General features: G+C 59.7%; 6 protein-coding genes and 1 pseudogene. 4 read left to right on the forward strand and 3 right to left on the reverse strand.

Annotated elements, in window-relative coordinates; translation table 11 throughout:
• The first annotated feature begins 69 nt into the window (after nucleotides 1–69).
• From mfd to ACZRJ6_RS00120, 3 genes are read left to right on the forward strand one after another with little or no spacing between them, the layout of a single operon-like run.
• Entirely contained in the window at nucleotides 70–3,519 is a 3,450-nt protein-coding gene (mfd, locus tag ACZRJ6_RS00110) for a transcription-repair coupling factor (RefSeq protein WP_463969966.1), read from the forward strand.
• Between the two features lie 10 nt (nucleotides 3,520–3,529).
• Nucleotides 3,530–4,099: a CsiV family protein gene (locus ACZRJ6_RS00115; RefSeq protein WP_463969965.1), complete on the forward strand. Its 570-nt coding sequence runs from the start codon at nucleotides 3,530–3,532 to the stop codon at nucleotides 4,097–4,099.
• 9 nt (nucleotides 4,100–4,108) lie between these two features.
• A complete protein-coding gene (locus ACZRJ6_RS00120) occupies nucleotides 4,109–6,802 on the forward strand; it encodes a DEAD/DEAH box helicase (protein ID WP_463969964.1) in 2,694 nt (897 codons plus the stop codon).
• A gap of 61 nt (nucleotides 6,803–6,863) precedes the next feature.
• Here the strand turns inward: ACZRJ6_RS00120 and ACZRJ6_RS00125 are convergent.
• The 3 genes and pseudogenes from ACZRJ6_RS00125 to ACZRJ6_RS00135 form a co-directional block, all read right to left on the reverse strand.
• Nucleotides 6,864–9,721: pseudogene (locus tag ACZRJ6_RS00125) on the reverse strand (DEAD/DEAH box helicase).
• Between the two features lie 625 nt (nucleotides 9,722–10,346).
• Nucleotides 10,347–11,357 (reverse strand): beta-N-acetylhexosaminidase, encoded by a 1,011-nt coding sequence (nagZ, locus tag ACZRJ6_RS00130; RefSeq protein ID WP_149412894.1) that lies wholly within the window; start codon nucleotides 11,355–11,357, stop codon nucleotides 10,347–10,349.
• Nucleotides 11,358–11,527: 170 nt separating this feature from the next.
• On the reverse strand, nucleotides 11,528–12,235 hold the full coding sequence (locus ACZRJ6_RS00135) for a TetR family transcriptional regulator (protein ID WP_133101596.1): 708 nt from the start codon (nucleotides 12,233–12,235) through the stop codon (nucleotides 11,528–11,530).
• A gap of 262 nt (nucleotides 12,236–12,497) precedes the next feature.
• Between ACZRJ6_RS00135 and lexA the strand changes: the two genes are divergently transcribed.
• Nucleotides 12,498–13,106: a transcriptional repressor LexA gene (gene lexA / locus ACZRJ6_RS00140; RefSeq protein WP_003172575.1), complete on the forward strand. Its 609-nt coding sequence runs from the start codon at nucleotides 12,498–12,500 to the stop codon at nucleotides 13,104–13,106.
• The last annotated feature ends 1 nt before the right edge of the window (nucleotide 13,107 follow it).

Raw genomic sequence — 13,107 nt, forward strand, 5'->3', positions numbered from 1 at the left:
AACTGACAGGCGGCACCCGAGGCCGTTACAATTACCGACTTTGTCGCAACGCTTGGAGCTCAACCTTCCGTGCCCGTTCTGCGTCTACCGCTACTCCCTGCCGCGGCAGGTAAACAGCACTGGGGCAATCTCCCTGGTGCAGCCCTGAGCCTGGCGATTGCCGAGGCTGCCAGCGCTGCCAAGCGCTTCACCTTGCTGCTGACCGCCGACAGCCAAAGCGCCGAACGGCTGGAACAGGAGCTGAGTTTCTTCGCCCCGGACTTGCCGGTGCTGCACTTTCCCGACTGGGAAACCCTGCCCTACGATCTGTTCTCGCCGCACCAGGACATCATCTCCCAGCGTATCGCCAGCCTGTACCGGCTGCCGGAACTGGCTCATGGCGTGCTGGTGGTGCCAATCACCACTGCCCTGCACCGCCTGGCACCGACCAAGTTCCTGCTGGGCAGCAGCCTGGTGCTGGATATCGGCCAGAAGCTCGACGTCGAGCAAATGCGCACACGGCTTGAGGCCAGCGGCTATCGCTGCGTCGACACGGTGTACGAGCATGGCGAATTCGCGGTACGCGGAGCGTTGATCGACCTGTTCCCGATGGGCAGCAAACTGCCGTACCGGATCGACCTGTTCGACGACGAAATCGAAACCCTGCGCACCTTCAACCCGGAAAACCAGCGGTCCATCGATAAGGTGCAGTCGATCAAGCTGCTGCCAGCTCGGGAATTCCCACTGCAAAAAGACGCCGTCACCCGCTTCAAGGCGCGTTTTCGCGAGCGCTTTGACGTGGACTTCCGCCGCTGCCCGATTTTCCAGGACTTGAGCAGCGGGATTACCCCTGCCGGTATCGAGTACTACCTGCCGCTGTTCTTCGACGAAACCTCCACCCTCTTCGACTACCTGCCCCAGGACACCCAGGTGTTCTCCCTGCCGGGCATCGAACAGGCCGCGGAGAACTTCTGGAATGACGTGCGCAACCGTTATGAAGAACGCCGCGTCGATCCCTCCCGGCCTTTATTGCCACCAGCCGAGCTGTTCCTGCCGGTGGAAGACTGCTTCGCCCGGCTGAAAAATTGGCCACGAGTGGTCGCCAGCCAGCAGGATGTGGATACCGGCGTCGGCCGCGAACGCTTCCCGGCGCAAGCCTTGCCGAACCTGGCCATCGAAGCCAAGGCCAACCAGCCACTGGAAGCCCTGTCCAATTTCCTCGCTGACTTCCCCGGCCGCGTGCTGTTTACCGCCGAATCCGCCGGCCGGCGTGAAGTTCTGCTGGAGCTGCTGGAACGCTTGAAGCTGCGGCCGAAAACCGTCGACAGCTGGCCGGATTTCATTGCCGGCAAAGAGCGCCTGGCGATCACCATCGCCCCGCTGGACGAAGGTTTGCTGCTGGATGATCCGGCCCTGGCGCTGATTGCCGAAAGCCCGCTGTTCGGTCAGCGGGTGATGCAGCGTCGCCGTCGGGAAAAACGTGCTGACGGCAATAATGACGCGGTGATCAAAAACCTCACCGAGCTACGCGAAGGCGCGCCGGTGGTGCATATCGATCACGGTGTCGGCCGCTACCTGGGCCTGCAGACCCTGGAAATCGACAACCAGGTCGCCGAATTCCTCACGATGGAATATGCCGAGGGCGCCAAGCTCTACGTGCCGGTCGCCAACCTGCACCTCATTGCCCGCTACACCGGCAGCGACGACGCCCTGGCGCCGTTGCACCGCCTGGGCTCCGAAACCTGGCAGAAAGCCAAGCGCAAGGCCGCCGAACAAGTGCGCGACGTCGCCGTCGAGCTGCTGGATATCTACGCCCGCCGTGCGGCCCGCGAAGGCTATGCCTTCGCCGATCCAAAAGCCGACTATGCGACCTTCAGCGCCGGCTTCGCCTTCGAAGAAACTCCAGACCAGCAAACCACCATCGACGCCGTGCGCGTCGACATGCTCGCGCCCAAGCCGATGGACCGCCTGGTCTGCGGCGACGTGGGTTTCGGCAAGACCGAGGTGGCGATGCGCGCCGCCTTTATTGCCGTGCATGGCGGTCGCCAGGTGGCGATCCTGGTACCCACTACCCTGCTCGCTCAGCAGCACTACAACAGCTTTCGCGACCGTTTTGCCGACTGGCCGGTGACCGTGGAAGTGATGAGTCGCTTCAAGTCGACCAAGGAAGTGAATGCGGCCATTGCCAATCTGGCCGAAGGCAAGATCGATATCGTCATCGGCACCCACAAGCTGCTGTCGGACGATGTGAAGATCAAGAACCTGGGCCTGGTGATCATCGACGAAGAACACCGCTTCGGTGTCCGTCAGAAGGAACAGCTCAAGGCCCTGCGCAGTGAGGTCGACATCCTTACTCTCACCGCCACGCCAATCCCGCGAACGCTGAACATGGCCGTGTCGGGCATGCGCGACCTCTCGATTATCGCCACGCCGCCAGCGCGGCGCTTGTCGGTGCGCACCTTCGTCATGGAGCAGAACAAAAGCACGGTCAAGGAAGCCCTGCTGCGCGAGTTGCTCCGTGGCGGCCAGGTCTACTACCTGCACAACGACGTAAAAACCATCGAGAAATGCGCCGCCGACCTTGCCGAATTGGTGCCGGAAGCGAGGATCGCCATCGGCCACGGGCAGATGCGCGAGCGCGAACTCGAACAGGTGATGAGCGACTTCTACCACAAGCGCTTCAATGTGCTGATCGCCTCGACCATCATCGAGACCGGCATCGACGTACCGAGCGCCAACACCATCATCATCGAGCGCGCCGACAAGTTCGGCCTGGCGCAGTTGCACCAGTTGCGCGGCCGGGTCGGGCGCAGTCACCACCAGGCCTACGCCTATTTGCTGACGCCACCGCGCCAGCAAATCACCTCCGACGCACAGAAGCGCCTGGAAGCCATCGCCAATACCCAGGACCTGGGGGCCGGCTTTGTGCTGGCCACCAACGACCTGGAAATTCGTGGCGCCGGCGAGTTGCTGGGCGACGGCCAGAGCGGGCAAATCCAGGCCGTGGGTTTCACCCTTTATATGGAAATGCTCGAACGAGCGGTGAAAGCCATCCGCAAGGGCGAGCAGCCGAACCTCGATCAACCCCTCGGTGGCGGCCCGGAAATCAACCTGCGCTTACCGGCGTTGATTCCCGAAGACTACCTGCCGGATGTCCATGCACGGCTGATCCTGTACAAACGCATTGCATCGGCGACCGACGAAGAAGGCCTAAAAGACCTGCAAGTGGAGATGATCGACCGCTTCGGCCTGTTGCCGGAACCGACCAAGAACCTGGTGCGCCTGACCCTGCTCAAATTGCAGGCCGAGCAGTTGGGGATCAAGAAGGTCGACGCCGGCCCTCAGGGCGGGCGCATCGAGTTTGAGGCGCAAACCCCGGTGGACCCGCTGGTACTGATCAAGCTGATTCAGGGCCAGCCCAACCGCTACAAGTTCGAAGGGGCTACGCTGTTCAAGTTCATGGTGCCGATGGAACGCGCCGAAGAGCGCTTTAATACATTGGAGGCGCTGTTTGAGCGACTCATCCCGAAATCTGCTTGAAGGACGCCCCATGCGCCTGTTCCGTATCCTGAGCCTGTTGTTGGTAGTGGTGTGTGCACCTGCGGCATTTGCCGATAGTTTGTATCAGGTGGAAATGATCCTGGTCCGCCAGAATGCCGAGCCGGTGATCGGCAGCCGGGCGGCGCCGGAAGACTGGGACGCCGGGGCGCCACGCCTGGGCAGTGACAAAATGAGCCCGCCGCGCCTGAACAACATCGTCGACAAGCTCAACGCCGACAGCAACTACACCGTGCTGCTGCACAAGGCCTGGGAACAGAGCCTCGGCGAGCAGCCGGTCAATATCGCCATCAGCGACGGTGCTGAGCAGTTCGGCCAGTTCCCCCTCCAGGGCACCCTGAAGCTGCAACTTGGGCGCTTTACCGACGTGGACGCGAGTTTCTGGATCAACCAGTTCGACAACAATGGCAACGTAACCGCCAGCGAACACCTCAAGCAAACCAGCCACACCAAGAACAACCAGCTCAACTACCTGGATAACGGCCAGCTGGCGCTGCTGATCAAGATCACTTCACTGACCGCCAAGCCGCCCAGCGCTGCACCGCCCGATGTTCAGGACTGATCCACCACCATGCCCCTGACGCCGTCGCTGACCAAACCCCTGGCCCCTTCGTGGGCCAACCGTTTCAAAGAGCAAAGCCTGGAGCGTGGCCGGCGCTACGCCCTGGAAAACCGCGTGCGCATCGTCGAATCCGGCGACAGCACCATCATCGCCAGTTGCGAAGGCTCCGGCGGCAATGTCTATCGCCAGACCATCTCGTTGCGCGAATCCGCCAAGGGCATGCTGATCCTGGTGGACAGCCGCTGCACCTGCCCTGTGCATACCAACTGCAAACACATTGCGGCGGTGCTGCTTAAAGTCCAGGAAACCCTGGCCTACCCGGCAGCGGCGCAGGATGCCGAGTTGCTGGAGAAGCTCCAGGCAGTGCTGGATAACCGCGTGGTGCTGCCGCAAGTGGTGCTGGATAACGTGCAGCCCATCCCGCGATTGTGGCTGGCCAGTATCGAGTTCAGCGCCTTCGAGCCGCGCAACGGCAAGATGCAGCGTTATATCCAGCATCGCGCGGCGCTGTCCTTCAACTACCAGGGCAACTACGCCAGCGGCCAGAAGAACGCCGACATCATTGTCCGCCAGGAAACGCAAAGCCTGCGAATCAAGCGCCACCCCGAGGTCGAACAGCAATTTCGCGAACAACTGCGCCTGCTCGGCTTCAAGATCGCCACCCGCCAGAGCAAGGCCCTGCCGGAAAGTGCAGGCGAACTGTTCGAGATGGTCAACGACAGCGCTTGGCTGAATTTCACCCTTAATGCTTCACCCCGATTACGGGCCCAGGGTTGGGAGTTGCAGATCGATGAGGACTTCGGCTTCGACCTCAGCACCGTGGACGACTGGTACGCCACCGTCGACGAAGTGCCGGAGCGCGACTGGTTCGACCTGGAACTGGGGATCATCGTTAACGGCGAACGGCTGAGCCTGCTGCCAATCCTGTTGAACTTGATGCGTTCCCACACCGAAATCCTCAACCCGGAAAAACTTGCCCGCAGGCGCGATGACGAGCTGATCCTGGTCAACATTCCCGGCCTACCCAATGGCGGTCACGGCCCGCTGCAAGTGGCGCTGCCCTATGGCCGGCTGAAACCGGTGCTGGCCACCCTTGGCGAGTTTTACCTGCAAGAGCCCGGCGCCACCACCTTGCGCCTGGCCAAGGCCGACGCGATTCGCCTCAACCCACTGGAAGACCTGCCACTGCAATGGGAAGGCGGCGATCAGATCCGCAACTTCGCCCAGCGGCTGCGGGACATCAAGGACTTTGCCGTTGTCGCGCCGCAGGGCTTGAACGCAACCTTGCGCCCCTATCAGCTGGAAGGCCTGAGCTGGATGCAGTCGCTACGGCAACTGGAAGTGGGCGGGATTCTTGCGGATGACATGGGCCTGGGTAAAACCCTGCAAACCCTGGCGCATATTCTCATCGAGAAAATCGCCGGGCGCCTGGACCGGCCGTGCATGGTGGTGATGCCCACTAGCCTGATCCCCAACTGGCTCGATGAAGCGGCGCACTTCACCCCGCAGCTCAAGGTGCTCGCGCTGTACGGTGCCGGGCGCAAGAAACATTTCCCGCAACTGCAGGACTATGACCTGCTGCTGACGACCTACGCCCTGCTGCCCAAGGACATCGAGCAACTGGCCGCCCAGCCCCTGCACGTATTGATCCTCGACGAAGCGCAGTACATCAAGAACCCCAACAGCAAGGCTGCCCAGGCCGCCCGCGAGCTGAATGCCCGCCAGCGCCTGTGCCTGAGCGGCACGCCGCTGGAAAACCACTTGGGCGAACTCTGGTCGCTGTTCCACTTCCTGCTGCCGGGCTGGCTCGGTGACGTGAAAAGCTTCAACCGCGACTACCGCGTGCCCATCGAAAAGCGCGCCAGTGAGGTGCGATTGCAGCACCTCAACGGCCGAATTAAACCTTTCCTGCTGCGCCGTACCAAGGAACAGGTAGCCACAGAGCTGCCGCCCAAGACAGAGATCATCCACTGGGTCGAACTCAATGAGGCCCAGCGTGATGTGTATGAAACCATGCGTTTGGCGATGGACAAGAAAGTCCGCGATGAGATTACCCGCAAGGGCGTGGCCCGCAGTCAAATCATCATTTTGGAAGCGCTGCTGAAGTTGCGTCAGGTGTGTTGCGATTTGCGACTGGTGAATGACGCCCCCCTATCCACTCGCGGCAGCAGCTCCGGCAAGCTCGACAGTTTGATGGAAATGCTGGAGGAACTGTTTGCCGAAGGGCGCAGGATTCTGCTGTTTTCCCAATTCACCTCGATGCTCAGCCTGATCGAAGTCGAACTGAAAAAACGCGGTGTCGCCTATGCACTGCTCACCGGCCAGACCCGGGATCGACGCACGCCGGTGAAAGACTTCCAGAGCGGCAAGTTGCAGATCTTCCTGATCAGCCTCAAGGCTGGCGGCGTTGGCCTTAACCTGACGGAAGCCGATACGGTGATCCACTACGACCCGTGGTGGAACCCTGCCACAGAAAACCAGGCCACCGACCGCGCATATCGTATTGGCCAGGAGAAGCCGGTGTTCGTCTACAAGATGATCGCCAGGGGCACCGTGGAGGAAAAGATTCAGGCGCTACAGCAGGAGAAAGCTGATCTGGCTGCAGGTGTGCTGGATGGCCGGACGACCGGGGATTGGAAATTAGGCAATGAGGATATTGAAGCGCTGTTTGCGCCGTTGCCCAATAAGCAGGAAAAACGCTGACTTTTACGGTGACTCTTAAACCGTCATCGCGGGCGAGCCCGCGATGGCTGCGACTCGCTCTTCAGCCAGGCAACGGAGCAAACAGCGCCTCGAAGTCCCGCGGCTCCAGCTTCCAGCCCGCACTGGCGCCGCCTTCAAGCACGCCGCTGGCCAGAGCAGCTTTCTCCTGCTGCAACGCCTGAATTTTCTCCTCCACGGTGCCGCGGGCGATCATCTTGTAGACGAACACCGGCTTATCCTGCCCGATACGGTAAGCACGATCCGTCGCCTGGTTTTCCACCGCTGGGTTCCACCACGGGTCGTAGTGGATCACCGTATCGGCTTCCGTCAGGTTCAAGCCCGTACCGCCCGCCTTCAAACTGATCAGGAACAACGGCGTCTTGCCGTCCTGGAAGTTCTTGACCGGTGTACGTCGATCAAGGGTTTCACCGGTCAGGATCGAATAATCGACCTGACGCTGCTTCAACTCTTCCTCAATCAGCGCCAGCATCGAGGTGAATTGCGAGAACAGCAAAATACGCCGACCCTCACTGAGCAGCTCCTCCACCATCTCCATCAAACTGCCCAGCTTGCCCGTGCCTGCGCGAGCGACTTTGGAGACCGGTGCCGACTTGACCCGCCGCAAGTCACAACACACCTGCCGCAGCTTGAGCAGCGCTTCCAGAATGATGATCTGGCTGCGCGCCACACCATGGCGACTGATCTCATCGCGCACCTTTTTATCCATGGCCACGCGTACGGTTTCATAGACATTCCGTTGCGCGTCGCTCAAGTCCACCCAGTGGACAATTTCGGTCTTGGGCGGTAATTCAGTCGCCACCTGTTCCTTTTTACGGCGTAACAGGAAGGGTTTTATACGGGCCGTAAGGTGCTGCATCCGCTGCGCGTTACCGTGCTTTTCGATGGGCGTGCGGTAATCACGATTGAAGGTTTTGCTGTCGCCCAGCCACCCCGGCAACAGGAAATGGAACAGCGCCCAGAGCTCACCCAAGTGGTTTTCCAGCGGCGTTCCTGAAAGGCACAAGCGTTGATCGGCGTCCAGTTGCCGTGCGGCCTGGGCGGCCTTGCTGTTGGGGTTCTTGATGTTTTGCGCCTCGTCCAGGATCAACACACTCCAGCGTTGCGCCTGCAAGACTTCGAGGTCCCGGGGCAACAGCGCATAGGTGGTGAGTACCAAGTCGTAATCGGTCAAGCGCGTGAAGTTTTCCTGGCGTTGAGTACCATGCAGTGCCAGCACCTTGAGTTGCGGGGTGAAACGGGCGGCCTCATCCTGCCAGTTGGGGATCAGACTGGTTGGCATGACGGCCAACGCAGGGGTAAGCAAACGACCGGCCTGTTTTTCGCAGAGTAGATGCGCAAGAGCTTGCAGGGTTTTGCCCAGGCCCATGTCATCGCCCAGGATGCCGCCGACTTCCAGTTCACGCAGGGTCTGCATCCAGTTCAGGCCTTCGAGCTGGTAGCCGCGAAGTTCGGCGTTCAGCCCTTGGGGGGCGGGCACATGGGCATGGGTGGAGTCCTTCAAGCGTTTGGCAAAGTTGCGCAGGCGCTCACCGCCTTGCCAGACCAGGGGAATACCATCCAGATCGCTCGCAGCGAGGTCCCCTCGGGCTCACGCAAATAGAGTTCGCCAAGGGTCGCCATCAACGGTTTGATTCGTCCGTAAGGCAGCGCAACCTTGGTTTTCTGACCTGCACCTAGAGCGACCAGCAAGCGCTCGTCATCGTCGCGATCTGCCAGATAAGCAGGTAGAAGCAACTGCGGCTGACGGCGCATCAAATTCAGAACGATAGGCAGCAGGCTGTGGCGCTCGCCATTGACCTCAATACCCAGCTCCAGATCAAACCACTCCCGCCCGGGGGACTCCTCGATGTCGGCGTACCAGTGGTCCACCGCCTCCACGTCGTAGTGAAAGCCGGGGGTGATGATCACTTCCCAACCGGACTCACGCAGTGCGGGTAAACCGGCTTCAACGAAGTTCAACCAGGCCTCATCGCTGGGCAGGTCAAACATTTCTCCCGCACTCTCGGGCAACGCCTGGGTCTTGCGGGTTACCTTGGCAAAACCCAACCCTACAAGCGCCTTGCGCAGGGCTTTTTCGGCGGCAGGCTTGCGCTGGATGCGCTGGGTTTCGGTGCCCGTCAGCAGCAGGATTTCCGTGGAAGCCTTGTCACTTCAAAGACCCGCGCCATAGCGATAGGCCAACGCTGCGCGATGCTCAATGGATGGCATCTGGCGGTGGTAAGCAGCATTGTAGGAATGAGATTCATGACTGCCCAAGGTCAGGCAAGCGCGTGGTTCGATGTCGTCGATGACTCGTTCAGTCAGCTTCTGCGGTGGAGGAATGGCTGAAGCCACCGCGCTGATGCGATCGCTGAACAGGGCAACGTCGCGTGCGGGAATCTCGGGCAACTGGCACATATGGCAGGCCAGGGTTGCATCCATATCGTGTTCCACCGGCCCAAGCTCCATACGCGTGCGGTCGAGGTAATAGAGCGGCTTGAGGGCCAGGACATCAGTCAGCGGTTGCTCAGCACTGTGCCACTGCGGGCGGTAGTCACCATTGGGCTGCTCGACCCATCTGAAATGGGCGACTTGGCTGGGGCCCGAATTGAGCAACTGCACCGGATCGAAGTCATAAAACAATCTCCCGGTCTTCAGCGCCAGTTCAAGGATTTGCGCACCAGCCTCTCCCTCCAGTGGATAACTGCTGCTGTACCGACCGTACGTTTGGCCGGGCAGCAGCAAACGCGCGATCCGCTTGTCCACCTCAAGGAGATAACCAGGCGAACGTATCAACGTTTCGTCCAACGAATAGAGCGACTTGATGTCACTCAGACCGCCATTTTTCAGCTGACGTGCCTTGTACACTGCCAATGACCACTGACCTGCAACCCGACTTGCCTGGAACTTGTACAACACCCGGGTATTGGCGCCCTTGGCGTAAGTCTCAACCTCCGGGACGGGGGCAGGAATGCTGTTGAGCCAACGTTCAAGGTCAGGGCTCAGACGGGAATTAGTATTGGCAGCCGACTGCTTGAAATAAGTCGTCTCAAGATAGATAAGGACCGCAGCGCAGTGTTTTCAGTCACTGACCATCGGGCAGGAGCACTCACAATCAAGCCTGGGCGAACCTGAATATTCTTCCAGTGAAATGATCTGCTGGTAGAGGTTTGTACCTGAACCTCGACACTGCGCATGAAGGATGTTCGAACCCATATCCACTATCTGGACCCGGTCATCCTTTGCGTATTTGATGGCGCGATCAAAAGTACCCTGATCAAAAAGCTCAGCTCAGTCCAGTTCTAGAATTCGGTCAAGAAGTATCGTCATGGGCTAGGATGTTATCGCAGCCGGAAATTTCTTCAATATGGTTTTCTCACAGATGAGTATGAAAAAACCACACTTCAAGACTGACTTATCTGACACCAAAAGGAGTGAGTAAATACTCACCCATCAGCGATTCAATACTCTTGCCAGCCGGGTGATTTCATCTGCCACCTCCAGGCGCAGGCGTCCGCGAGTGATGTCGCCGATAATCGACACCTTAATCGATCAGTTGAGCTTCTCTGAGGGCGCCCAGAGCAGCCAGCCAGCGTGGGTCCTGCTTGTATTCGATAGAGGCAATGCCCTGCCCGCGCATCCGGGCAATACGGGCCGACGGTGTGACCTTCATGCGCTGGGCGGCGCTCAGGGCCAACTCGGCAGCGGCGCGGTCGTTGCATACCAGACCCATGTCGCAACCGGCGGTCAACGCAGCCTCGATACGACTGGCGGCGTCACCCACTACATGGGCACCGGCCATGGACAGGTCATCACTGAAAATCACCCCGTCGAACTGCAACTCACCTCGCAGGATGTCCTGCAGCCAGCGGCGAGAGAAGCCGGCGGGTTGTGCATCGACTTGTGGGTAAATGACATGGGCCGGCATCACTGCGGCCAACTGCTTGCTCAGCCGTGCGAAAGGCACCAGATCATTGGCCCGAATCTGTTCCAGGCTGCGCTCATCATTGGGAATCGCAACGTGGGAATCGGCTTCAGCCCAACCGTGACCGGGGAAGTGCTTGCCGGTAGCAGCCATGCCGGCGCTGTTCATGCCGCGGATAAAGGCGCCAGCCAGCAAGGCGGCACGCTCGGGATCGCCTTCGAATGAACGGCTGCCGACAACGGCGCTGCGCTGATAATCCAGGTCCAGCACCGGGGCGAAGCTCAGGTCCAGACCAACTGCCAGCACTTCGGTGGCCATGATCCAACCGCATTGCTCAGCGAGGTATTCGGCGTTGGGATTATCGGCCAGGGCACGCATGGCTGGCAGGCGCACAAAACCTTGGCGCAGACGCTGAACGCGACCGCCTTCCTGATCGACCGCCAACAACACGTCCGGGCGCACGGCACGAATCGCCGCGCTCAACTCACGCACCTGGCGTGGATGCTCGATATTGCGCGCAAAAATGATCAGGCCGCCTACCTCAGGCTGACGCAACAAGTGGCGATCTTCAGCCGTCAGCCAGGTACCGGCGACGTCCACCATCAATGAACCTTGCAGGGCAGCAGTCATAAACCTTCCTTAAATAACGCGCGCAAACCGAAGCCCTCGCGAGGTCGCATCGCCAGGATTGAACCTGGCAATGAACGCTCAGCGAGAGCAACGGGTTGTGGATAAATAGCTGTAATCGGCATGGGCGGCTAGCTTAGCGGATGCAAGCCGCCACGCACACCCAAGAGCGGTTAAACCTTGGCGGCGGCCGGCACCGACTTGCTGCGCGGGCGCAACTGGGCGGCGGCCATGGCCTGGTCAGTGACGCCGGTTTCGGCGCGCATGCCGGCCGCGAGGAACGGCACCATCAGGCGCATCACCTGCTCGATGGAGGTGTTGACGCCAAAGTCGGTTTCGGCAATCGCCCGCAAGGCCTTGATTCCGGACATGCTGAACGCTGCAGCGCCGAGCATGAAATGCACGCGCCAAAACAATTCGATAGGAGGGATGCGAGGTGCTGCTTCGTTGACCAGCAGCATATAGCGGCGGAACACCTTGCCGTACATGTCTTCCAGGTAACGACGCAAATGCCCCTGGCTCTGGCTGAATGCCAGGCCCAGCAGGCGCATGAAGATCGACAGGTCGTTGCCGCTGCGTGGCTGGACCACCAGCGCTTGCTCGACGAGGATTTCCAGCAGGTCTTCCAGGCTTGGCTTGTGATCTGCCTTGGCCTGGCGGCGCTCCAGTTCACGATCAAGGCTGGCGCAGAACGGCCCCAGGAATCGCGAGAACACCGCCTGGATCAGGGCTTTTTTCGAGCCGAAATGATAGTTCACTGCCGCCAGGTTGACCCCGGCCTTGCTGGTGATCAGCCGCAATGAGGTTTCAGCAAATCCTTTTTCCGCGAACAACTGCTCGGCAGCATCGAGAATGCGTTCAACGGTTTCCGACTGGGCCATGGTTACTCCGCCTGACAAACACTTGTTTGAAACATACGTTTCACCTTATGTATTGTCAAGCTGCGGGTCCGCTTTCCGGCTGAGCAGTCAGCTATTTCATCACTATTTAATCACATCTGGCGGGGCCTGTAGGCAGCGCTGTCGCTGGAGCGTTATAAGGCTAATGGATGACCGTCCAGCGGAGTTAATAAAAACGATGATTGCCAAGCGCAGTTCACTGTATATAATCCCAGTCACTGTATAAAAAGACAGAGCGATCAACATGCTAAAACTGACGCCACGCCAAGCTGAGATTCTGGCTTTTATCAAGCGCTGCCTCGACGACAACGGTTATCCGCCGACCCGGGCTGAAATTGCGCTGGAGCTGGGATTCAAGTCACCCAATGCCGCTGAAGAACACCTGAAGGCCCTCGCCCGCAAAGGCGCGATCGAGATGACGCCAGGCGCTTCAAGAGGCATCCGCATCCCTGGCTTCGAGGCCAAGGCCGACGAATCGACGCTGCCGATCATTGGCCGTGTTGCTGCCGGTGCGCCGATCTTGGCTCAACAGCACGTCGAAGAATCCTGCAACATCAACCCGACGTTCTTCCACCCTCGCGCTGACTACCTGCTGCGGGTTCATGGCATGAGCATGAAGGATGTCGGTATTTTTGACGGTGACTTGTTGGCTGTCCATACCACTCGCGAAGCCCGTAATGGCCAGATCGTCGTCGCCCGCATCGGTGATGAAGTCACGGTAAAACGCTTCAAGCGTGAAGGCAGCAAGGTCTGGCTCCTGGCCGAAAACCCTGAGTTCGCCCCCATTGAAGTGAACCTCAAAGACCAGGACCTGGTGATCGAAGGCTTGAGTGTCGGCGTTATTCGCCGCTAAC

It is taken from the genome of Pseudomonas sp. C321, assembly GCF_055407105.1.

Excerpts from the sequence above, each read along its gene's own strand:
- ACZRJ6_RS00115 (WP_463969965.1), top strand. The coding sequence starts at position 3,530 with ATGCGCCTGTTCCGTATCCTGAGCCTGTTGTTGGTAGTGGTGTGTGCA.
- ACZRJ6_RS00120 (WP_463969964.1), top strand. The coding sequence starts at position 4,109 with ATGCCCCTGACGCCGTCGCTGACCAAACCCCTGGCCCCTTCGTGGGCC.
- nagZ (WP_149412894.1), bottom strand. The coding sequence starts at position 11,357 with ATGACTGCTGCCCTGCAAGGTTCATTGATGGTGGACGTCGCCGGTACC.
- ACZRJ6_RS00135 (WP_133101596.1), bottom strand. The coding sequence starts at position 12,235 with ATGGCCCAGTCGGAAACCGTTGAACGCATTCTCGATGCTGCCGAGCAG.
- lexA (WP_003172575.1), top strand. The coding sequence starts at position 12,498 with ATGCTAAAACTGACGCCACGCCAAGCTGAGATTCTGGCTTTTATCAAG.